This is a genomic window from Bradyrhizobium sp. USDA 4532, from assembly GCF_024171315.1.
GTDB classification, from domain to species: Bacteria; Pseudomonadota; Alphaproteobacteria; order Rhizobiales; family Xanthobacteraceae; genus Bradyrhizobium; species Bradyrhizobium australafricanum.
The window spans coordinates 5,173,476-5,196,341 of the sequence record NZ_JALJZN010000001.1; the positions used below are offsets into that span (position 1 = coordinate 5,173,476).

The following is a 22,866-nucleotide window of genomic DNA, read 5'->3' on the forward strand; positions in this document are numbered from 1 at the left end:
CGCAGTCCGGTCAATGACGGAACGGATAGGCCAGCTGTCCGCCGATTTCGGCCGGCACGCCCTGCTCGGCGTCGACGCCGTAATCATCCGGAAGCTTGCCTTCGGGCATGCGGAATGTCCCGAAGAGAATGTCCCAGAGCGGAAACGTGCCGGCGAAATTGGTGTCGCCACCCTCCTCGAGCGCGGTGTGATGCCAGCGATGGAACACCGGCGTGGCGATCACATATTTGAACGGGCCGAGCGTCCAGTTCAGGTTGGCGTGCACGAAGGCGGAATGGAATGTGGTGAAGGGACCGACCCACAGCATGATGTTCGGCGAGATGCCGGCCATCAGCAGGATCACGTCGACCGAGATCGTGCCGATCAGCAGATTGACGGGATGGAAGCGCGCCGCCGAGATCCATTCGAGATCCTCGGAGGAATGATGAATGGCGTGGTACTTCCAGAAGCCGCCGCCGTGAAACATCCGGTGCAGCCAGTACAGCATGAAGTCGGAAGCGACCAGGAAGATGATCGATTGCAGCCAGAGCGGCAGCTGCGCCAGCGGGCCGTGTCCGTTCTCGTAGAACGAGATCAGCTCGTCGGCACCGTGCACATCGAACACCGCGGCCGCGCCCACCACCAGCAGCCCGATCCGCAGCACGCGGGCGAATACCGGCACGAAGAACCAGTAGCAGATGTCCGTGACCAGCTCGCGCTTCTGCCACCACGGCTTGCCGGGATTGCAGGCCCAGAAGTGGGTCAGCACCGTGAAGAACAGCGCGAGGCCGATCGTGATCGGCACCACCCTCATCATCGTCTGGCCGAGCATCTCGATGACTTCGATCGGGAGGGTGGACATGGCAGCCTCATACTACGGAAGCACCATGGGTATAGATGTGCGCTTAAGGAGCCGTGAATAGGCGCCGGATGTCTGGTCGCAGCAACAATCCGCAATTTTAGCGGACCGTTTAATGCCAAATTTACTGTGCGCAACATCAGCGGGTTCCCGCAGAGTTTATGCGATCAAATTAACTGCGCCGAAATCGTCCAACACTAGGGTGCCGCAATGGTCACGGTGCTGAGAACGCCGGCGAGACCAAATCTAGTTCGACCAGCCACGTGTACACAGGAGTGATTTTATGAAGAACCTCGTTTCGCGCTTCGTGAAGGACGAATCGGGCGCGACCGCCATCGAGTACGGCCTGATCGCCACCGGTATCGCCATCGCGATCATCGCTGCAGTCAACGGCGTCGGCACGAAGCTCTCGGGTACCTTCAACTCGATCTCGGGCTCGCTGAAGTAAGCCGGCTTCGACGAATTCGCATCAAAGGTCCCGGCAATCCCGGGACCTTTGCTATTTGTCGGGGGCCGATCGGCAGCCTCTGTTGAAGGTGCCGGTAATCCTTTTCCGATTGTTCACCATTGGCCGCTAGCGTCGGGTCTCGACCGCAGCTCCAGCTTGACGGCATGAATTCATGATCCTCGACATCGCACGCTTGATGCTGTTTCCGGCCCTGATGGCCTTTGCGGCGGCGAGCGATCTCCTGACCATGACGATCCCGAACCGGATTTCGCTGGCGCTGGTGGCGGGCTTCTTTGTCCTGGCGCCGCTGACCGGGATGGGCGTCCACGAGATCCTCACCCATGCCGGCGCAGGCGCGCTGGTTCTGGTGGTGGCGTTCGGCATGTTCGCGATGGGCTGGGTCGGCGGCGGAGACGCCAAGGTCGCGGCCGCGGCCAGCCTGTGGTTCGGGTTCGAGCACCTGCTGCCCTATCTGGTCTTTGCCTCGCTGTTCGGCGGTGCGCTGACCGTGCTCTTGCTGCAGCTGCGGCAATGGCCATTGCCCTACCCGCTCGCGTCCCAGGCCTGGCTCAGCCGCCTGCACGACAAGCAGACCGGAATTCCCTACGGCATCGCACTCGCTCTCGGCGCCCTCCTGATTTATCCCGAGACGGACTGGATCAAGACGATCGATCTCGCGCACTTCGCCATGCGCTGAGAAAGCAGCGGTAACCGCCCGTTAAGGCGATTTAGATACGCCTCATTAACCATGCTTTGACGAATAGCTGGTCAACTCCCATCACGGCGGCGGCAGCGTCGCGGCGTCATGTGGAAAGTGAAGCGTAATGGATAAGGCCCGCATTCTGGTCCTGGCAATTGCAGGCTGCGCCGGCCTTGCGGCGCTTTATTTGGCGAGCGGAAGCGACGACAAGCCGGCGGCTCCTCCGCCAGTTGCGCAGCTGCCGACCGTCGACATCCTGGTCGCGCGCTCCGACATCGGCCTCGGCCAGGCAGTGAAGGCCGAAGACCTGCAGTGGCAGACCTGGCCGGCGGCGACCGCCAGCGCCAGCTTCATGCGCAAGGACAGCCACGCCGACGCCATCAAGGACGTCACCGGCTCGATCGCGCGCGCCCCGTTCATCCAGGGCGAGCCGATCCGCGAGCAGAAGCTCGTCAAGGCCGACGGAAGCGGCTTCATGGCCGCGATCCTGCCGACGGGCATGCGGGCGGTATCGACCGAAATCTCTCCCGAGACCGGTGCCGGCGGCTTCATCCTGCCGAACGACCGGGTCGACGTCCTGCTGTCGAAGCGGGACAAGAATCCCGACCGCAACGGCGCCGACATCGTCAATTCCGAGGTCATCCTGACCAATATCCGCGTCCTTGCGATCGACCAGGCGCCGAAGGAGAAGGACGGCACCAACGCACTGATCGGCAAGACAGTGACGCTGGAGCTGAAGCCTGACCAGACCGAGACGCTGGCGCGGGCGCGCCAGAGCGGCGTCCTGTCGCTGGCGCTGCGCAGCATCGCCGATAACAACGGGACCGACGTCAGGATCGAGGACAACCACCAGAGACGCGGTGAGACGATCAACGTCATCCGCTTTGGCGTTGCCAACCAGGCAACGATGCAGAAGTGACCATGAGGACACAGGTGATGAAGGGTGGGGCAACTCAACGGACGATGCGGGCCTTCATGGTCCGCGCATTGTCGTTCTCGGCCGTCGCGGCGCTCACGCTCAACCCGGCACTGACGCCGGTGGTGGCGGGCGACTACCGCGCCGCTCCCGCCGCGGCCGACGGCCAGATGAATGCCCGCTTCCTCTCACTCGGCGTCGGCAAATCGGTGGTGATCGATCTGCCGAGGGACATCAAGGACGTGCTGGTCGCCGATCCCAAGATCGCCAATGCCGTGGTCCGCTCGGCGCAACGCGCCTACATCATCGGCGCGACGGTCGGCCAGACCAACATCGTGTTCTTCGACGCCGCCGGCCAGCAGATCGCGGCCTATGACATCGCGGTCAAGCGCGACCTCAACGGCGTGCGCGCGGCCCTGCGTGCAGCGCTGCCGAACGCCGATATCCAGATCGAGGGTGTCGGCGAGGGCGTCATGCTGACCGGAAGCGCGGCGAGCCCGATCGAAGCGCAGCAGGCCGGCGAGATCGCCACGCGGCTGGTCGGCAGCGCCGACAAGGTTGTGAACTCCATCACGGTTCGCGGCCGCGACCAGGTGATGCTGAAGGTGACGGTCGCCGAAGTCTCGCGCAGCCTGATCAAGCAACTCGGCATCGACCTCACCGCGAACCTCAACTACGGCACCACCGTGGTGAAGTTCACCAACAACAACCCGTTCACGGCGAACAACGCACCGCTGGTGCCCGGCAACGCCCTCACCACTTCGTTCGGCGCGGCCCCATCGGTGTCGGCGACGCTCCGCGCCATGGAAAGCGCAGGCGTGGTGCGGACACTCGCCGAGCCGAACCTGACCGCGATCTCCGGCGAATCGGCGACCTTCATCTCGGGCGGCGAGTTTCCAATTCCGACCGGCGTGACCTGTCAGACGACGACGGGAGGCGCGATCGGGAATTGCGTTCAGACCGTCAGCTTCAAGAAGTTCGGCATTTCGCTCAACTTCACGCCCGTGGTGCTGACCGAGGGACGGATCAGCCTGCGCGTGATGACGGAAGTGTCGGAAGTCTCGACCGAGAATTCGCTGACCGGCGGCGCCGGCGGAACGACGATCCCCTCGATCAAGACCCGGCGCGCCGAGACCACGCTGGAAATTCCTTCGGGCGGCTCGATGGCGATGGCCGGCCTGATCCAGGACCAGACCAAGCAGGCGATCAACGGCCTTCCCGGGCTGGCGTCGCTGCCGGTGCTCGGAACGCTGTTCCGCAGCCGGGACTTCGTCAACAACCAGACCGAAATGATGGTGCTGGTGACGCCCTATGTCGTTCGCGCGGTGGCGCAGAAGGACCTGTCGCGTCCGGATGACGGCTTCGCCAACGCGTCCGACCCGCAGGCCGACCTGCTCGGCAGCATCAATCGCGTCTACGGCGTGCCCGGCCGCACCGAGCCGGCGCGGAATTACCGCGGCACTTACGGCTTCATTACGGACTGAGGCGGACGATGACACAGACCACATCCAGGACATCCGCCGGTTACCAGCGCGGCATCGCTCTCGCCGGAGCGCTCGTCAGCCTCGCGATGACGCTCGGCGCCTGCCAGCACGCCGCCGACAACAGTTTCGCGATGGTGAACGCACCGGCCGACTATCGCCAGCGCCATCCGATCGCGGTCACCGAGGCTGATCGCTCGATCGTGGTCTTCGTCGGCCGCAGCCGCGGCGGCCTGACTGCGGAGCAGCGCGCCGAGGTGATGGGGATGGCGCAGGACTGGATGCGCGAGGGGACCGGCGCCGTCACCATCGACGTTCCCGCCGACACGCCGAACGCACGGACCGCCCAGGAATCGCTGCGCGAGATCCAGGCCACGTTCGCCGCCGCCGGCGTGCCGCCGCGCGGGATCCTCGTTCGCAAATACCATCCCGAGGATCCGCGCCAGATGCCCGCGATCCGCGTGAACTATCCAAAGATGAAAGCGGTCGCCGGGCCGTGCGGTCTCTGGCCGGAAGATCTCGGCCCGTCGATCCACAACGGGTCCTACATCGAGAACAAGCAGTACTACAATTTCGGCTGCGCCAATCAGCGCAACCTCGCAGCCATGGTCGAAGACCCGACCGACCTCGTGCAGCCGCGCGCGGAGACCCCTGCCTATACGTCGCGTCGTAACATCGCCTTCGACAAGTATCGCAAGGGCACCACCACCGCCACGAGTTATCCCGAGTCCGACAGGGCCAAGCTAAGCGACACAGGAAAATGATCACCTACGCGCAGCAAAACTCCGAAGAGCAGACGGACGCCCCGCCGCAGGCCGTGGACGACCATATTGCTCCGGCGCCACGGGTTTCGGTCCAGGCGTTCTGCGAAACGGTCGAGACCGCTGCCGCCGTGCAGTCGGCGGGCGAGGATCGCCGGCTGGCCAAGGCTCACCTCAAGATCCAGATGGGCGGCATGGCGGCCGCCATCGAGGCCTATCGCTCGGCGCCGACGCCCAACGTCATCATCCTCGAGACCGAGGGCCGCGGCGACATCCTGGCCGGCCTCGATCAGCTCGCAACGGTGTGCGACGCCGGCACCCGCGTGGTCGTGATCGGCCGCGTCAACGACGTGACCCTGTATCGCGAGCTGGTGCGCCGTGGCGTCAGCGATTACGTGATCGCGCCGGCCCATGCGATCGACGTGGTGCGCGCGGTCTGTAACCTGTTCTCGGCACCGGAAGCCAAGGCGGTCGGCCGCATCGTCGCCGTTGTCGGTGCCAAGGGCGGTGTCGGCGCCTCGACCATCGCCCACAATGTCGCCTGGGCGATTGCCCGCGACCTGGCGCTTGATTCCGTGGTCGCCGACCTCGACCTCGCTTTCGGCACCGCCGGCCTCAACTACAACCAGGATCCCGCGCAGGGCATCGCCGATGCCGTGTTCTCGCCGGACCGCGTCGATACCGCCTTCGTCGACCGCCTGCTGTCGAAATGCACCGACCATCTGAGCCTGCTGGCGGCGCCGGCGACACTGGACAAGGTCTACGATTTCGGCGCCGAGGCATTCGATGCGATCTTCGATACGCTGCGGACCACGATGCCCTGCATCGTGCTCGACGTGCCGCATCAATGGTCCGGCTGGACCAAGCGCGCATTGATCGCGGCCGACGACATCCTGATCGTGGCGGCGCCCGACCTCGCCAATCTGCGCAATGCCAAGAACATGTTCGACCTGCTGAAGGCCTCGCGGCCCAACGACCGCGCGCCGCTGTACTGCCTGAACCAGGTCGGCGTGCCGAAGCGTCCCGAGATCGCGGCCGGCGAGTTCGCCAAGGCGATCGAAAGCCAGCCGATCGCCGCCATCCCGTTCGATCCGCAGATCTTCGGTTCGGCGGCCAACAACGGCCAGATGATCGCCGAGATTTCCGCCAACCACCGCGCGGTCGAGATGTTTCTACAGATGGCGCAGCGGCTGACAGGCCGCGGCGAGACCAAGAAGCCGAGGGGGTCCTTCCTGTCGCCCCTGCTCGAAAAGCTGCGGTCCAAATAGTGGTCCGCGTGGAGTCAAGACGTCGTGTTTGGTAAGCGTAGCGGAAACGATGGGGACGTGCGGGCACCCAAGCCCGCGTTTCAGGCGCCGGAGCCAGCCGGCGCGCCGGCGATGTCGCGCGAGTCCGTCGCACCGGCGATCTCGTCGCCGCCGCTGGCACCCAGCAAGCCACCGCCTGCCCCCGCCGTCGAAGCCCGCCGCTCCGACAACTACTACCAGGTCAAGGCGACGATCTTCGGCGCCCTGATCGAGGCGATCGACCTTGCCCAGCTCGCCAAGCTGGACAGCGAATCGGCGCGCGAGGAAATCCGCGACATCGTCAACGAGATCATCGCGATCAAGAACATCGTGATGTCGATCGCCGAGCAGGAGGAGTTGCTCGACGACATCTGCAACGACGTGCTCGGCTACGGCCCGCTGGAGCCGCTGCTGTCGCGCGACGACATCGCCGACATCATGGTCAACGGCGCAGGCACCGTGTTCATCGAAGTCGCCGGCAAGATCCAGCGCACCGGCATCCGCTTTCGCGACAACCAGCAGCTGCTCAACATCTGCCAGCGCATCGTCAGCCAGGTCGGCCGGCGCGTCGACGAATCCTCGCCGATCTGCGACGCCCGCCTCGCCGACGGTTCGCGCGTCAACGCCATCGTGCCGCCGCTGGCGATCGACGGGCCCGCGCTCACCATCCGCAAATTCAAGAAGGACAAGCTGACGCTGGAGCAGCTCGTCAAGTTCGGCGCGATCACCCCCGAAGGGGCGACCATCCTGCAGATCATCGGCCGCGTCCGCTGCAACGTGATCATTTCCGGCGGCACCGGCTCGGGCAAGACCACGCTGCTGAACTGCCTGACCAACTATATCGAGCACGACGAACGCATCATCACCTGCGAAGACGCCGCCGAGCTTCAGCTGCAGCAGCCGCATGTGGTGCGGCTGGAAACCCGGCCGCCGAACATCGAGGGCGAGGGCCAGGTGACGATGCGCGAACTGGTCCGCAACTGCCTGCGTATGCGCCCGGAGCGCATCATCGTCGGCGAAGTCCGCGGACCCGAAGCGTTCGATCTGTTGCAGGCCATGAACACCGGCCACGACGGCTCGATGGGCACGCTGCACGCCAACAATCCGCGCGAAGCACTGTCGCGCTGCGAATCCATGATCACCATGGGCGGCTTCTCGCTTCCGTCACGCACCATTCGCGAGATGATCTGCGCCTCGGTCGACATCATCGTGCAAGCGGCGCGCCTGCGCGACGGTTCGCGCCGCATCACGCACATCACCGAGGTGATGGGCATGGAAGGCGACACCATCATCACCCAGGATATCTTCCTCTACGACGTGGTCGGGGAAGACGCCAACGGCAAGATCATCGGCAAGCACCGCTCGACCGGCATCGGCCGGCCGCGCTTCTGGGAGCGTGCGCGCTACTACAATGAAGAGAAGCGGCTTGCGGCGGCGCTGGACGCTTCCGACGCCCCGGCGCCGGTCTAGGGGAACGCAGGATGCAGGCGCAAACTCTGGCTCTCGCCTTCCTCGCCGCCACGACGGTCGGCGGCATCGCTTGGGTCTTCCTGTACCCCTACCTTTCGGGGGAGAAGAAGGCCGAGTCGCGGCGCGCGTCGGTGGCGCGCAGCGAACCCACGACGACACGAAACGCCGACCGCACGCAACGCTCCCGCCGCGAGCAGGTAGAGGGATCGCTGAAGGAGCTCGAGGCGCGTCGGCAGAAGGACAAGAAAGTCCCGCTCGGCGTGCGCATCTCGCAGGCCGGACTGGAGTGGTCGGAGCAGAAATTCTGGATGATCTCCGGCGCCCTTGGCCTGTTCGGGTTCGGCGTGGCCTTCATGGTTGGCGGAGGCCTGCTCGGCGCGGCCGGCATCGGCTTTGCCATGGGTCTCGGCCTGCCGCGCTGGGTGCTCGGCTTCCTGAAGAAGCGGCGGGAAAAGGCGTTCCTGAAGTCGCTGCCTGACGCCGTCGACGTCATCGTGCGCGGCATCAAGGCCGGCCTGCCGCTGTTCGAATCGCTCAAGGCGGTCGTCAACGACGCGCCGGAGCCGCTGCGCAGCGAATTTCTCGCCATCATCGAGACCCAGGCGATCGGCATGCCGCTCGGCGAAGCCTGTGCCCGGCTCTACGAGCGGATGCCGCTGCCGGAGGCCAACTTCTTCGGCATCGTGATCGCGATCCAGCAGAAGTCCGGCGGCAATTTGTCGGAAGCGCTCGGCAACCTGTCGCGGGTGCTGCGCGACCGCAAGAAGATGGCCGAGAAGATTCAGGCGATGTCGATGGAAGCGAAGGCCTCCGCCGCCATCATCGGCTCGCTGCCGCCGATCGTGATGATCCTCGTGTTCCTGACGACGCCGGACTACATCGCCCTGCTGTGGACCAATTCGATGGGCCAGCTCATGCTGGTGGCCTGCGCGATCTGGATGTCGATGGGCGTGCTGGTGATGAAGAAGATGATCAACTTCGATTTCTGACGGTGCAGCATGATTGATATTCTGGTCGCCAAGCTCCACGACGTCAGGTTCATGACCATGCTGCTTGCCTTCTTCGCGGCAAGCGCGACGGTCTACACGCTGGTGATGCCGCTGCTCGCCGGCGGCGATCTCAACAAGCGCATGAAGGCGGTCGCCAGCGAGCGCGAGCGCCTGCGGCAGCGCGAGCGCGACCGTCTCTCCAAGTCGGAAAAGGTGACGCTGCGCCAGACGCCGAAGCAGGCCGTCTCCAAGATGGTGGATGACCTGAACCTCACCAAATGGCTGGCCCAGGAAGCGGCGATCGAGAAGCTGGTGATGGCGGGCTATCGCGGCCACGCTCCGTATGTCTATTTCCTGGCAGCGCGGGCGGTCACGCCGATCCTGATGCTGATCGGCGCGATCATCTATACGTTCTTCATTGCCGGCGCGAACTGGTCGCTCACGCTCAAGATCGGCATTTGCGTCGGCGCGGCCTATGCCGGCCTGCAGGCGCCGATGCTGTTCCTGAAGAACGCGATCTCCAAGCGCCAGCTCCAGATCAAGCGCGCGTTCCCGGATTCGCTCGACCTGCTGCTGATCTGCATCGAGTCGGGCATGTCGGTCGAGGTCGCGTTCCGGAAAGTGGCCAACGAGATCGCCGGGCAATCGGTCGCGCTGTCGGAGGAGTTTGCGCTGACGACCGCGGAACTGTCCTATTTGCAGGATCGCAAGACCGCCTACGAGAACCTGGCGCGCCGCACCGGCCTCGAAGGCGTGAAGTCGGTGTGCATGGCCTTGCAGCAGTCCGAACGCTACGGCACGCCGCTCGGCCAGAGCCTCCGCGTGATGGCGCAGGAAAACCGCGACATGCGGATGAACGAGGCCGAGAAGAAGGCCGCGGCACTGCCGCCCAAGCTGACGGTACCGATGATCCTGTTCTTCCTGCCCTGCCTGTTCATCGTGATCCTCGGCCCGTCCTACATCAAGATCGCCACGATGCATTGAGTTGCCTCGCCTGCGCCGGCTGCCTCTCTCCTTCCCTCTGAAAGGGGGAAGGCCGGGATGGGAGTCAGCCGCAGACACCGCTCCTCGTGGAGAGATGATCCCCACCCGCTTTGCTCTCACGAGCAAAGCGACCTCCCCTTTTCAAGGGGCGGTGGAGCTGCCGCGTTTGGTTTAGTCGTCCTTGGCGACGACCGGCGCCGCACGCGACGCGGTCCGCGGGCCGTCCTTGCGGTTCAGCATGTCGCGGAGATAAGCGACGTTGGCCGCGGCCTCATCCGACGGCAGGTCGGCCTTGACGATCGTTTCCGCCTCCGCGAAGCGGCCCTGCAGGCCGACGACCAGCGCAAGGTTCTGCCGGATCCGGGTGTCGGCGCGAGCGCTGGCGTAGGCCTGGCGCAGCGTCTCTTCCGCTTTCGGCAAATCCTTGGTCAGCATGTAGGACAAGCCTAGATTGGACAGCACCGACGGCTCGTCCGGAGCCAGCCTGAGCGCACTGGCGTAATAGCGCCGCGCCTCCTCGTGCCGGTTCATCTTGTCGAGCGTGGTGCCCTGCACGGACAGGATCCGCCAGTCCGGATTGTCCGGGCTGTGCGCGCGGCTCAGCACGTCGAATGCAGCCTGCGAATTGCCGTTGTCGGCCAGCGCGCGGCCATAGGCGGCGAGCAGCGCCTTGTTGCCGGGGTTGGCGATCGTGGCCTGCTCGAGCACGGCGCAGGCCTGCGAGCGCTGGCCGGTCATGCGCAGGGCCTGGCCGTAGGCGACCGCGGCAGCGACATCCTTGGGATTCTTGCGATAGCGCTCGCCATAGGCATCGACGGCCCGGCGCGGATCATCGGGCGTGGGATCGGACCGCGACGTGATCGATCCCGCCACGTCGGACATGGTCTGGCAACCGCCAAGCCCTGCGGCCAGGACCGCCAGAAGGGCTGCGGAAGCAAGATGCCGGGTCAGATTGGACTGTCGACACATGGCACTGTGACTCACGAAATCGGGCGAACGGTTCCAGCCGAGCGTGCCAGCAATAGACTGTTAACCCTAACGTCTGGTTAACTGGCGGCGCCGGCAGCCGACGCTCCGGTTCCGGCCTGCACGGCGCGTGAACCGTTGGCGCGCTACCATCCGTGGCGAAAGGCGTGTAGTAGCCCACCAACGACGCCAGAACCGAGAGCCGCATGCCATCCGTGTTCGAGACCGCCACGACCGCCGCCACGCCGATCACCTTCGTCACCAAGGCGACATGGGATGCGATTCAGGGCGAGCTGCCGGCGCCGGCGCGCCAGTTCGCGGCGGCCAATGGCTTCGTGGCCAAGGCGGGAAAATTGCTCGTCCTGCCGGCGGCAGACGGCGGCATCGCGCAGGTGCTGTTCGGTCTCGAGGACGACGACCACAAGGCGCGCGATCCGTTCCGGCCCGGCGCCCTGCCCGGCCTGCTGCCGCCCGGCGTCTACCGCTTCGCCAATGCGCCGCACGACACCAGACTTGCCGCGCTCGCCTTCGCGCTCGGCTGCTACCGCTTCGGCCGGTATCGCACCAACAAGGCTCCCGAAGTCCGGCTGGTGCCGCCCGACGGCGTCGACACGGCGGAGATCACCCGGATGGCGGATGCCGCGGCGCTGGCGCGCGATCTCATCAACACGCCGTCCAACGACATGGGACCGGCCGAGCTCGCTGAGGTGGCGCGCGACCTCGCGACGCGGTTCGGCGCTGCCTTCAATTGCATCGACGGCGACGAGCTCGCCCAGAACTTCCCGCTGATCCACGCCGTCGGCATGGCGTCGACGCGGTCGCCGCGATTGATCGAGCTGAGCTGGGGCGACCCCGCCCATCCGAAGGTGACGCTGGTCGGCAAGGGTGTCTGCTTCGACACCGGCGGGCTCGATCTCAAGCCTTCGAGCGGCATGCTCATCATGAAGAAGGACATGGGCGGCGCCGCCAACGTGCTGGCGCTGGCCCAGATGGTGATGGACGCGAAGCTCAAGCTGCGGCTGCGCGTGCTGATCCCGGCGGTCGAGAACGCAGTTGCCGGCAACTCGTTCCGCCCGCTCGACATCTTCAAGTCGCGCAAGGGCATCACCGTCGAGATCGGCAACACCGACGCCGAAGGGCGGCTGGTGCTCGCCGACGCGCTGGCGCTCGCCGACGAGGAGACGCCCGATCTTTTGGTCGATCTGGGCACGCTGACCGGCGCCGCGCGGGTGGCGCTGGGCCCGGATCTGCCGCCGTTCTACACCAATGACGAGGCGCTCGCCGGCGACGTCGCATCTTGTGCGAAGAGCGAGAACGACCCGCTCTGGCGGATGCCGCTGTGGCCGGCCTACGACGCCTGGCTCGACTCCAAGACCGCCGACATCACCAACGCACCGTCAGGCGGTTTCGCGGGCTCGATCACCTGCGCGCTGTTCCTGCAGCGCTTCGTCGAGCACGCGAGGAGCTGGCTGCACGTCGACATCTACGGCTGGACGCCGTCGGCAAAGCCCGGCCGTCCCGAAGGCGGCGAGTGCCAGGCGGCGCGCGCGATCTACAAATTGCTGAGCCAGCGCTATGCATGACCCCCGTCTGACACCGGCCCGCGACGACCTCGCGGCGAAGTATCTGGAGGGCAAGGTCCAGGCGTTGCGCTTCGTCGAAGGCGAAGTGCTCGAGGTCGGCGACGCCATCGCGCCGCTACGCCAGGCGCCGGCGAGCGATGCCGAACAGATGACGCAGGCGCTCCGGGGCGAGCGCGTCACGGTGTACGATCGCAACGGCGAAGGCTGGGCCTGGGGCCAGCTCGCCGATGACGGCTATGTCGGCTGGATTCCCGAGGCCGCGCTGGCCAAGCCCGGCGCCGCGCCGACGCACAAGGTGACGGCGCTGCGCACGCTCGCGTTTCCGGGCCCGTCGATCAAGCTGCCGCCGGTCGAGGCACTGGCGATGGGGACAAAGCTCGCCATCGTCCGCGAGGACGGTGCGTTCGCGGTGACCCGCGAGGGCTGGCATCTGCCACGCCGGCATCTCGCGCCGCTCGACACGATGGCAGGTGATTTCGTTGCGATCGCCGAGCAATTCGTCGGCTCACCCTATCTGTGGGGCGGCAAATCGAGCCTCGGGATCGATTGCTCTGGCCTGGTGCAGATCGCGCTGACCGCCGCCGGCACCGGCTGCCCGCGCGACAGCGACATGCAGCAGGAAGGCCTCGGCCGCGAATTGACGGTCGCGGAATCCAAGCAGCTGCAGCGCGGCGACCTGATGTTCTGGAAGGGCCATGTCGCCATCGTGCGCGACGCGACAACGATCGTGCACGCCAACGCGCATCACATGGCAACGGTGGTGGAGAACACGCAGGCTGCGATCGCGCGGATCAAGACCGCCGGCAGCGAAGTCCTGGCGATCAAGCGGCTTTGAGCAATATACATTCCCGTCATCCTGAGGAGCGCGAAGCGCGTCTCGAAGGATGGACGGCCCCAGTCCGGCCACGCCACCCTTCGAGGCTCGCCCAGCGGCGCAATTGCGCCGCAAGGCTCGCACCTCCAGCGACAACGGCAAAGCCGTTGCGCGGGGATGACGTGGAACGACGAGGATAGCTACGTCGCTACCGCCCCGTCGCCGGCCGCTTCGATGCGGAACGCGGCGGCGAACAGCGCGCGGGTGTAGTCGCTCTTCGGATTCTTGAACAGCTCAGAGGCCGGTCCCTCCTCCTCCACCTTGCCCGATTTCATCACGATCAGATGGCTCGCCAGCGAGGCGACCACGCGCAGATCGTGCGAGATGAACATGTAGGTGAGATCGCGCTTGCGCTGCAGGTCGCGCAACAGGTCGACCATCTGAGCCTGCAGCAGCATGTCGAGCGCGCTGGTCGGCTCGTCCAGCACGATGAAGTTCGGCTCCAGCACGACCGCGCGCGCGATCGAGATGCGCTGGCGCTGGCCGCCGGAGAATTCGTGCGGATAGCGGAAGCGCCAGTCCGGATCGAGCCCGACATCCTTCATTGCCTTGATCACCCGCGCCTCGCGCTCCTCGCGCGACAGCTGCTTCTGGTGCACCTCAAGGCCCTCGGCAATGATGTCGGCCACCGACATGCGCGGGCTGAGCGAGCCGAACGGGTCCTGGAACACGATCTGCATGTCGCGGCGGAACGGCCGCATCTGCTTGAAGCGCAGACCCTGGATGTCGTTGCCGAGGAAAACGATCGGACCATCGGACGAAATCAGCCGGAGCAGCGCGAGCCCGAGTGTGGTCTTGCCGGAGCCGGATTCGCCGACCACGCCGAGCGTCTCGCCCTTGCGCACCGCGAGGCTGACGCCATCGACCGCCTTGATGTGGCCGACGGTCGAGCGCAACAGCCCGCGCTTGATCGGAAACCAGACCTTGAGATTGTCCGCCGACATCACGACCGCTGCGCCCGGCTGCGGCGGCGCCGGATCGGGCTTCGGCTCGGCCGCGAGCAGCGCTTGGGTATAGGCGTGCTTCGGCGCGGTGAAGACCTGCTCGACCGGCCCCTGCTCGACGATCTTGCCGTTGTTCATCACGCAGACCGTGTCGGCGATGCGGCGGACGATGCCGAGATCGTGGGTGATGAACAACAGGCTCATGCCGAGCCGCGCGCGGATCTCGGCCAGCAGCGCCAGGATCTGCGCCTGCACGGTGACGTCGAGCGCGGTGGTCGGCTCGTCCGCGATCAACAGATCGGGCTCGTTGGCGAGCGCCATCGCGATCATCACGCGTTGGCGCTGGCCGCCGGACAATTGGTGCGGATAGCTCTTGAGCCGGGTCTCCGGCTCGGGGATGCCGACCTGGCCCAATAGCTCCAGCGTCCGCGCCCGTGCCGCCGCGCCACTGACGCCCCTGTGCAGGGACAGGATCTCGCCGATCTGGGTCTCGATGGTCTGGAGCGGATTGAGCGAGGTCATCGGCTCCTGGAAGATGATCGAGATGTCGTTGCCGCGAACCTCGCGCATCTGCTGATCGGACGCGGTCAGGAGGTCGCGGCCGCGGAAGCGGATCGCGCCTGAGGGATGCGAGGCCGTCGGATAGGGCAGCAGCTTCAGCACCGACAGCGCGCTGACGGATTTTCCCGAGCCGGATTCGCCGACCAGCGCGACGCACTCGCCGCGCTTGATCGAGAACGAGATGCCGTCGACCGCAAGCGCGCGGCCGAAGGCGACCGAGAGGTCGCGGACATCGAGCAAAGGCTGGTTGATCGCGTCCATGCCTCAGCCCTTCGAGAACGTCTTGCGTGGATCGAAGGCGTCGCGCGCGGCTTCGCCGATGAAGATCAGCAGCGACAGCATGATCGCGACCGAGAAGAAGCCGGTGAGGCCGAGCCACGGCGCCTGCACGTTGGCCTTGCCCTGCGACAGCAACTCGCCGAGCGAGGGCGAGCCGGGCGGCAGGCCGAAGCCGAGGAAATCCAGCGCCGTCAGCGTCATCACCGAGGACGAGACGATGAAGGGCAGGAAGGTCATGGTCGCGACCATCGCGTTCGGCAGCAGATGGCGGAACATGATCACGCCGTTGGAGACGCCGAGCGCGCGCGCCGCCTGGATGTATTCGAAATTGCGGCCGCGCAGGAACTCGGCGCGCACCAGCCCGACCAGCGAGACCCAGGAGAATAGCAGGAGGATGCCGAGCAGGATGAAGAAGCCCGGCGGCAGCACCGCCGAGATGATCAGCAGCAGATAGAGCGAGGGGATCGCGGTCCAGATCTCGATCAGCCGCTGGAAGATGAGATCGGTCCAGCCGCCGAAATAGCCCTGCACGCCGCCCGCGGCGATGCCGATGATCGAGGACAGGATGGTCAGCGTCAGGCCGAACAGCACCGAGATGCGGAAGCCGTAGATCAGCCGCGCGACCACGTCGCGGCCCTGATCGTCGGTGCCGAGCCAGTTGTATTCGAGGTCGCGGCAGCCGGTCAGGCCCTTGCGCTTGACCACGTCCTTGCACTGCTCTTCGGTCAAGAGCCAGGTCGGCTTCGACGGCACCGCCGTCGGCGGGTCTAGGTTGCGGCTGTCGTAGGAGTAGCGGATCGGCGGCCAGATCATGCTGCCGCCCTTGGCGGCGATCTGCTTCTGCAGGTAGGGATCGCGATAATCGGCCGCGGTCTCGAAGTCGCCGCCGAATGTGGTCTCGGCATAGGTGAACACCACCGGCCAGTAGAGACGGCCGTCATATTTGACGACCAGCGGCTTGTCGTTGGCGATGAAATTGGCAAACAGCGACGCCACGAACAGCACGAGGAAGATCCAGAACGACCAGTAGCCGCGGCGATTGGCCTTGAAGTTCTGCCAGCGTCGCCTGTTCAGCGGCGACGGCGAAAAGGCGTGGTGCGTGGCGGGCACCGTTTCGCCGAGCGGCGATTGCGTCGTGGTCTCGACCGGCTGGGGCGCGAGCATCGTCATCAGACCTCCCGCGCTTCGAAGTCGATCCTGGGATCGATCCACATATAGGCGAGATCGGAGAGCAGATTGACCACCAGTCCGACCAGCGAGAAGATGAACAACGTCCCGAACACCACCGGATAGTCGCGATTCAACACGCTCTCGAAGCCAAGCAGGCCGAGCCCGTCGAGCGAGAAGATGGTTTCGATCAAGAGCGAGCCGGAGAAGAACGCGTGAATGAACGCGCCCGGGAAGCCTGCGATCACGATCAGCATGGCGTTGCGGAAGATGTGGCCGTACAGCACCTGGCGCTCGCTGCAACCCTTGGCGCGCGCGGTCATCACATATTGCTTGCGTATCTCGTCGAGAAACGAATTCTTGGTCAGCAGGGTCATGGTGGCGAAGGCGCCGAGCGCCATCGACACCAGCGGCAGCGTCAGGTGCCAGAAATAGTCAATAATCTTCCAGTACCAGGGGAATTGCGACCAGCCGTCCGAGGTCAGGCCGCGCAGCGGGAAGATGTTGAGGAACGAGCCGCCGGCAAACAGCACGATCAGGAGGATCGCGAACAGGAAGCCCGGGATCGCAAAGCCGATGATGATCACCGCCGAGGTCCAGGTATCGAACCGCGAGCCGTCCTGTACCGCCTTGCGGATGCCGAGCGGGATCGAGATAAGATAGGTCAGCAGCGTCATCCAGATGCCGAGCGACATCGAGACCGGCAGCTTCTCCTTGATCAACTGCAGCACGCTGACACTGCGGAAATAGCTGTTGCCGAAATCGAACCGCGCGAAATTCCAGACCATCAACGCGAACCGCTCGGGCGCCGGCTTGTCGAAGCCGAACTGCACCTCGAGCTTCTTGATGAAATCCGGGTCGAGCCCCTGCGCGCCGCGGTATTTCGAATTGATGGCCGCGCTTGCGCCCGCGCCCTGGCCGCGCTGCGCGCCGAAATCGCCGCCGCCTCCCGACACGCGCGATGTGCCGCCGGTGTCGGCGCCGTTGATCTGCGCGATGACGCGCTCGACCGGACCGCCGGGAGCAAACTGCACGACCACGAAGGAGACGAACAGGATGCCAAGCAGCGTCGGCAGCATCAGGAAGATACGTCGGGCGATATAGGCGCTCATCGGCTACTTCGCCTGCTCGAGCTTCGTGGCCTTGGCCGCATCATACCACCAGTTCTCCGGGGCGCCGACGCCCGCATATTTCGCCGGCTTCTCCGGATGCCCGAACTGGTCCCAATAGGCGACACGGTGCTTGTTAGAATACCATTGTGGCACCCAATAGCGGCCGGCACGGAAGACGCGATCGAGCGCGCGGCAGGCAAAGGTTAAGTCCGCCCGCGTCTCGGCAGCGATAGCTTTTTCGATCAATGCGTCGATCGCCGGGTTGGCAACGCCCGCCAGATTGTAGGAGCCCTTGGTGGTCGCAGCCTGGGACGAGAAGTAAGGCCTCAGGCTGTCACCCGGCGTCGCCGACATGGATATACGCTGGGTCGTCACCTCAAAATCGAAAGCCTCAACACGCGCACGATACTGCACTGCGTCGATCTGCCTGATGTTGGCATCGATGCCAAGCGGCTTGAGATTCTTGATGAAGCTGGCGTGATGCGGCTGGAAAGTCGGCTCATCTAGCAGGAACTCGATCGTAAGCGGGTCGCCGTTAGGCAATCGCCGCTTGCCATCCTTGACGACGCATCCTGCATCGTTGAGCAACTGCGTCGCCTTTCGCAGCAGTGCGCGGTCCTGTCCCGATCCATCCGACACCGGCGGCACAAAGGGCTCGCCGAACACCTCATCCGGCACTTGGCCGCGGAATGGTTCGAGCAGTTTCAATTCCTCGGGCGAAGGTAGTCCACTAGCCACCATGTCCGAATTCTGGAAAGGCGAGACGCTGCGCGCGTAAGCGTCGTACATGATGGTCTTGTTGGTCCATTCGAAATCGAAGGCATAGATTAGCGCTTCGCGAACGCGCGGGTCTTTGAACTTGTCGAGACGGGTGTTAATGAACCAACCCTGCCCACCGGACGGTGTTTCGTCCGGCAATGTCTCGCGCTTGACCCGCCCGTCCTTGATAGCCGGGAAATCGTACCGCGTCGCCCAGACACGGGACGTGAATTCCTCGCGAAACAGATAATTTTTGCCTGTGAAGCCTTCGAACGCGACATCGCGATCACGGTAGAACTCGTAGCGCACGGTGTCGAAATTGTAACTGCCGCGATTGACCGGCAAGTCGGCTGCCCACCAATCCTTGAGGCGGTTATACTCGACGTAACGATTGACCTCGAACTTGCCGACCATGTACGGCCCGGAGCCCAGCGGAACTTCGAGCGTGGACTCATCAAACTGCCGCTTCGCGTAATAGGCCTTCGAGAAGATCGGCAGACCCGCAACATAAAGCGGCACGTCGCGCGCGCGATTAGGCGCGAAGGTCACGATCACGGTGCCGTCGTCGGCCGCCTCGGCCTTCACGAAATCGCGCAGTTGCACCACGATCAACGGATGCCCCTTCTCCTTCAGCGTATTGAGCGAGAACGCGACATCCTGCGCAGTCAGCTTCGAGCCGTCGTGAAAGCGAGCCTCGGGCCGCATCGTGAAGCGGTAGGTGAGCTTGTCGGGAGAAATCGAGACCGATCTTGCGGCCAGGCCGTACATCGCGTCAGGCTCATCACCCGCGCGTGCCATCAACGAATCGAAGGTCATCTCCATGCCCTTCGCGCCTTCACCCTTGAGGATGAACGCGTTGAACGAACTGAACGTAAAGAAGGACTGGTTGTAGGCACGGGTCGAAGGGATCATTGAGAACGCCCCGCCCTTCGGCGCCTTCGGATTGACGTAGTCGAAGATCTTGAAATCCGCCGGATATTTCAGGTCGCCGAACACCGACATGCCGTGCATCTCGGTTCCGTTGTCGGCCACTGCCGGCGCAGCACGCAAGCCTGCAGCACTCAACGCACCGATGCCGAGGCCGAGTGCGTGCCGACGGGAGAATAGCGCCATGCGCGAATCCTTGAGTTTTATGAACGCTTGAGCTTGGCCGCCTTGTCGGCGTCGTACCACCAAAGATTTGGGAATCCCGAAACAGCGTATTTCGGCAGCGGGTCGGGATGGCTGAAGCGATCCCAATAGACATAGCGCTGCTTGTCGTAATTGAAGTGTGGAACGCAATAGAAGTTCCAGAGCAAGACCCGATCCAGCGCCTTGGCGGCGGCGATCTGATCGGCGCGGCTGTTGGCGAAGATGATGCGCTCGATGATGGCGTCGACGGCCGGATTCTTGATGCCGGGGAGATTGTTCGAGCCCGGACGATCGGCAGCCTGTGAGCCGAAATTGTCGCGTTGCTCGTTGCCGGGAGAGATCGATTGTCCCCACACCTGGGTGACCATCTCGAAATCGAAATCGCGCACCCGGTTCTGGTACTGCACGGTGTCGACGGCGCGCAGGTTGACGGTGATGCCGAGGCGCTCCAGGCTCGGCTTGTAGAACAGTGCGATCCGCTCCATGCCGGAATCGCCACTATTGCCGAGGATCTCGACTGTGAACGGCTGGCCTGAGGAATCCACCAGTTTGCGGTCGCGGATCTCGAAGCCGGCTTCCTTCAACAGCCGCGTCGCCTCGCGCAGATTGGCGCGCACGTTTTCCGGCGTGCCTCCGACCGGATCCTTGTAGGGCGCCGTGAAGACTTCCGGCGGCACCTTGTCGCGTAGCGTCTCCAGGATCTCGAGCTCCTTGCCCTCCGGCAGGCCGGTCGCCATCAAATCGGGGATGCCGTCGAAATAGCTTGAATCGCGATGATAGTCGCCGGTCGAAAGCACGCGGTTCATCTCTTCGAAATCGAACGCATAGTTGAAGGCGCGGCGCAGCCTGGGGTCGGCGAATTTCGGGCGCCTCAGGTTGAACACCCAGCCCTGCATCCGGCCTTGATTGCGGACGGTGAAGAGCTCCTTGAGCAGCCGTTTCTCACGCACCGGCGGAACGTCGTAGGCCGACGCCCACTCCTTCGCGCTGCGCTCGCCGTACCAATCGAACTGGTCGGCCTTCAGCGCCTCGCGCGCGACGGTGTCGTCGCGGAAATATTCGTAGCGCAGCTCGTCGAAATTGTTCTGTCCGATCGCGATCGGAATATCCTTGCCCCAGTAGTCCTTGACGCGCTCGAGCACCACCGATCGTCCGGCAACGAACTCCTTGATCCGGTAGGGACCCGAGCCAAGCGGCGGCTCCAGCGTGCTCGCGGTGATGTCACGCTTCTTGCCCTGCGCGTCGGTGCCTTCCCACCAATGCTTGGGCAGGATGACGAGCTGACCGGTGATCATCGGCAGCTCGCGGTTGCCCGGGCTGTCGAAGGTGAACTTGATGTCGCGATCGCCGACCTTCTCGGCCTTTTCGATGTGCCGGTAGTAGGCGCTGAACATCGGGCTGTTCGCCTTCCACGCCTCGAACGAGAAGATCACGTCCTCCGGCGTGACCGGCTTGCCGTCGTGCCAGCGTGAGCCGGGCCGCAGGCGGTAGATCACGTAGGAGAAATCGTCGGGGAAGGCTGCCGCCTCGGCGAGTTCGCCGTAATACGTATCGGGCTCGTCGAGCGAGGCCTCCATCAGCGAATCGTAGATGCGGGTGACGGAAGAGGCGACCGTGCCCTTCAACCCCGCAACGACCAGGTTGAAGCTGTCATAGGTGCCGGGCTGGAACAGCCGCACCACGCCGCCCTTCGGCGCGTCCGGCTTGACGTAGTCGTAGCGCTTGAAGTCGGCGGGATATTTGATTTCGCCGTAGGTCGAGAGGCCGTGCCGCCATTTCAGCCCGTTGGGGGCTTCGTCGGCGAAGGCCGGCGTGATCGCCGACAGGCCGGGGGTGAGTCCGAGCGCCGGAGCCATTGCCGCCAGTGCGCTGCCTTGAAGGAGGTGTCGTCGGGTGATCGCCAAATTCGGTCTTCCTGCTTGCGGCCCCGCTTACATGGGACCCAATATAAGGCAACGGTTCGACAAATTACGTTGCTTTTTCCTCATGATATTGGCCCGGGAACAATATCGGTGCGGCGAAACGTCCCGATAACAACCCCGCGACAGCGGATTCCCCATGCGAAAACGGCCAGGCATTGCCTGGCCGTTTCATCCGCATGCTTGCGCGAAGCAAATCGTTACTTCGAGGCGGTCGGGAGCGGAGCCGGGTGCTCCGAGTTCGAATTCAGATAGGCGATGATGTCGGCGCGCTCGCTGTCCTTCGGCACGCCGGCAAAGCCCATCGCGGTGCCCGGGATGAAGCCTTTAGGGTTGGTCAGGAACTTGTTGAGGTCGTCGAACGACCATTCGCCGCCCTTGCCCTTCATCGCGGCCGAGAAATTGAAGCCACGGCCCTCGCCCTTCTTCTCGCCGACGACGCCGAACAGGTTCGGACCGACGCGGTTGGGACCGCCCTTCTCGAAGGTGTGGCAGGCCTGGCACTTCTTGGCGGCCGCCGCGCCCTTCTCGACGGAAGCGGTCTGCAGCAGCTTCTCGATCGGCTCGGATGCGGCCGCAGCGGCCTCGCCGCCACCGCCATGGGACTCTTCCTTCACAGCGATCTCAAAACCCGGCTTCTCCGGCAGCTTCGGCGCGAATTTCGCGCTGGCGGCAAAGCTCATCACCAGGACGACGATGCAGGTGCCGAGAACCGCACCGAGGATTTTGTTGAGTTCGAAGGAGTCCATTTTGGGTCAGGCTCCGGGCCTTGAATGTCGACTTCAGGCCGGGAATACGGCCGCGGGGAAAGACCTGGGAATCGGCCTTATCGCACCGCCCCAAGCAGGGTTGAGATATCGGTTTGCCCGCGCTCTGGCAACCCGTATAAACGCGCCGAATTCAACCTCCTCCCCGGCAATTTCCGCAGGCCGGACGGGCTCCGACACGAATGACCCAACCCCGTACCCTGGTGCTGATTCCGGCCCGCATGGCCGCCACTCGCCTTCCGGGAAAGCCGCTGCTCGAGATCGCCGGCGTGCCGATGATCGTCCATGTGCTGCGGCGGGCCGAGGCGGCGGGCATCGGCCGGGTTGCGGTTGCGACCGACACGGCCGAGATCGCTGCAGCGGTGAAGGCTGCGGGCGGCGAGGTCGTAATGACCCGTCCCGACCATCCGTCCGGCTCGGACCGGATTTATGAAGCGATGACGACCCTCGACCCCGACGGCCATGCCGAGATCGTGGTCAATCTGCAGGGCGATTTCCCGACCATCAGCCCCGAGACCATCCGCAGCGTGATGCCGGCGCTCGACGATCCCGCAGTCGACATCTCGACCCTGGCCTCGCGCATCCATACCGAGGAGGAGGATCAGGCCCCCAGCGTCGTCAAGGCAGTCGGCTCGCCGATCGGGCCGAACCGGTTGCGCGCGCTGTATTTCACCCGCGCCACCGCGCCTTATGGCGACGGGCCGCGCTACCATCATATCGGCCTCTACGCCTACCGCCGCGCCGCGCTGGAGCGGTTCGTGGCGCTGCCGCCCTCGCCGCTGGAGCAGCAGGAAAAGCTCGAGCAACTCCGCGCGCTGGAGGCCGGGATGCGGATCGACGTCACCATCGTCGATACCGTCCCGCGCGGCGTCGACACCCCGGCCGATCTCGAAACCGCCCGCAGAATACTTTCCAAAGCCTGACCGGCTGG

At 64.6% G+C, this 22,866-nt stretch carries 20 protein-coding genes; 12 read left to right on the forward strand and 8 right to left on the reverse strand.

The genetic code is table 11. From position 1 onward, the window contains the following. Window positions 1-10: 10 nt before the first annotated feature. Window positions 11-841 carry a sterol desaturase family protein gene (locus J2R76_RS23825; protein ID WP_026192176.1) on the reverse strand — a complete coding sequence of 277 codons (831 nt, stop codon included), beginning with the start codon at window positions 839-841 and terminating at the stop codon, window positions 11-13. A gap of 280 nt (window positions 842-1,121) precedes the next feature. Between J2R76_RS23825 and J2R76_RS23830 the strand changes: the two genes are divergently transcribed. The 9 genes from J2R76_RS23830 to J2R76_RS23870 all read left to right on the forward strand — a co-directional run bounded on the left by J2R76_RS23830 (window position 1,122) and on the right by J2R76_RS23870 (window position 9,873). Continuing rightward, entirely contained in the window at window positions 1,122-1,286 is a 165-nt protein-coding gene (locus J2R76_RS23830) for a Flp family type IVb pilin (RefSeq protein ID WP_016842642.1), read from the forward strand. 172 nt (window positions 1,287-1,458) lie between these two features. Continuing rightward, window positions 1,459-1,983 carry a prepilin peptidase gene (locus J2R76_RS23835; RefSeq protein WP_028334676.1) on the forward strand — a complete coding sequence of 175 codons (525 nt, stop codon included), beginning with the start codon at window positions 1,459-1,461 and terminating at the stop codon, window positions 1,981-1,983. Window positions 1,984-2,110: 127 nt separating this feature from the next. After that, a complete protein-coding gene (cpaB, locus tag J2R76_RS23840) occupies window positions 2,111-2,905 on the forward strand; it encodes a Flp pilus assembly protein CpaB (protein ID WP_076824885.1) in 795 nt (264 codons plus the stop codon). Window positions 2,906-2,907: 2 nt separating this feature from the next. After that, window positions 2,908-4,386, forward strand: coding sequence for a type II and III secretion system protein family protein (locus tag J2R76_RS23845; RefSeq protein WP_141341582.1), 1,479 nt, complete (start codon window positions 2,908-2,910; stop codon window positions 4,384-4,386). Window positions 4,387-4,394: 8 nt separating this feature from the next. Beyond that, window positions 4,395-5,147, forward strand: coding sequence for a CpaD family pilus assembly protein (locus J2R76_RS23850; RefSeq protein ID WP_057016115.1), 753 nt, complete (start codon window positions 4,395-4,397; stop codon window positions 5,145-5,147). Beyond that, window positions 5,144-6,412: an AAA family ATPase gene (locus J2R76_RS23855; RefSeq protein WP_018269598.1), complete on the forward strand. Its 1,269-nt coding sequence runs from the start codon at window positions 5,144-5,146 to the stop codon at window positions 6,410-6,412. Before J2R76_RS23850 ends, J2R76_RS23855 begins: the two co-directional genes overlap by 4 nt. 24 nt (window positions 6,413-6,436) lie before the next feature. Next, window positions 6,437-7,900: a CpaF family protein gene (locus J2R76_RS23860; protein ID WP_057016114.1), complete on the forward strand. Its 1,464-nt coding sequence runs from the start codon at window positions 6,437-6,439 to the stop codon at window positions 7,898-7,900. Between the two features lie 11 nt (window positions 7,901-7,911). Next, entirely contained in the window at window positions 7,912-8,889 is a 978-nt protein-coding gene (locus J2R76_RS23865) for a type II secretion system F family protein (protein ID WP_057016113.1), read from the forward strand. 9 nt (window positions 8,890-8,898) lie between these two features. After that, window positions 8,899-9,873 (forward strand): type II secretion system F family protein, encoded by a 975-nt coding sequence (locus tag J2R76_RS23870; RefSeq protein WP_038387579.1) that lies wholly within the window; start codon window positions 8,899-8,901, stop codon window positions 9,871-9,873. A gap of 171 nt (window positions 9,874-10,044) precedes the next feature. Here the strand turns inward: J2R76_RS23870 and J2R76_RS23875 are convergent, their stop codons facing one another. Continuing rightward, window positions 10,045-10,842 carry a tetratricopeptide repeat protein gene (locus J2R76_RS23875; protein WP_253625054.1) on the reverse strand — a complete coding sequence of 266 codons (798 nt, stop codon included), beginning with the start codon at window positions 10,840-10,842 and terminating at the stop codon, window positions 10,045-10,047. Between the two features lie 203 nt (window positions 10,843-11,045). Here J2R76_RS23875 and J2R76_RS23880 point away from each other — a divergent pair, with 203 nt between their 5' ends. Both J2R76_RS23880 and J2R76_RS23885 read left to right on the forward strand, forming a co-directional pair. Continuing rightward, on the forward strand, window positions 11,046-12,422 hold the full coding sequence (locus tag J2R76_RS23880; RefSeq protein WP_076824877.1) for a M17 family metallopeptidase: 1,377 nt from the start codon (window positions 11,046-11,048) through the stop codon (window positions 12,420-12,422). Continuing rightward, complete coding sequence (locus J2R76_RS23885; RefSeq protein ID WP_253625055.1) at window positions 12,415-13,257, forward strand: C40 family peptidase; 843 nt, start codon at window positions 12,415-12,417, stop codon at window positions 13,255-13,257. Before J2R76_RS23880 ends, J2R76_RS23885 begins: the two co-directional genes overlap by 8 nt. Window positions 13,258-13,436: 179 nt before the next feature. Here J2R76_RS23885 and J2R76_RS23890 read toward each other — a convergent pair whose 3' ends face one another. The 6 genes from J2R76_RS23890 to J2R76_RS23915 all read right to left on the reverse strand — a co-directional run bounded on the left by J2R76_RS23890 (window position 13,437) and on the right by J2R76_RS23915 (window position 21,917). Further along, entirely contained in the window at window positions 13,437-15,062 is a 1,626-nt protein-coding gene (locus J2R76_RS23890) for an ABC transporter ATP-binding protein (RefSeq protein WP_253625056.1), read from the reverse strand. 3 nt (window positions 15,063-15,065) lie between these two features. Beyond that, entirely contained in the window at window positions 15,066-16,250 is a 1,185-nt protein-coding gene (locus tag J2R76_RS23895; protein ID WP_253625057.1) for an ABC transporter permease, read from the reverse strand. Continuing rightward, on the reverse strand, window positions 16,250-17,359 hold the full coding sequence (locus J2R76_RS23900) for a microcin C ABC transporter permease YejB (RefSeq protein ID WP_253625058.1): 1,110 nt from the start codon (window positions 17,357-17,359) through the stop codon (window positions 16,250-16,252). The genes J2R76_RS23895 and J2R76_RS23900 overlap by 1 nt, the downstream gene beginning before the upstream one ends. A gap of 3 nt (window positions 17,360-17,362) precedes the next feature. Then, complete coding sequence (locus tag J2R76_RS23905) at window positions 17,363-19,231, reverse strand: extracellular solute-binding protein (RefSeq protein ID WP_253626082.1); 1,869 nt, start codon at window positions 19,229-19,231, stop codon at window positions 17,363-17,365. Between the two features lie 17 nt (window positions 19,232-19,248). After that, window positions 19,249-21,105, reverse strand: coding sequence for an extracellular solute-binding protein (locus tag J2R76_RS23910; protein ID WP_253625059.1), 1,857 nt, complete (start codon window positions 21,103-21,105; stop codon window positions 19,249-19,251). A gap of 263 nt (window positions 21,106-21,368) precedes the next feature. Beyond that, a complete protein-coding gene (locus J2R76_RS23915; protein ID WP_028342300.1) occupies window positions 21,369-21,917 on the reverse strand; it encodes a cytochrome c family protein in 549 nt (182 codons plus the stop codon). Between the two features lie 200 nt (window positions 21,918-22,117). Between J2R76_RS23915 and J2R76_RS23920 the strand changes: the two genes are divergently transcribed. Then, complete coding sequence (locus J2R76_RS23920) at window positions 22,118-22,858, forward strand: 3-deoxy-manno-octulosonate cytidylyltransferase (protein ID WP_229190896.1); 741 nt, start codon at window positions 22,118-22,120, stop codon at window positions 22,856-22,858. The last annotated feature ends 8 nt before the right edge of the window (window positions 22,859-22,866 follow it).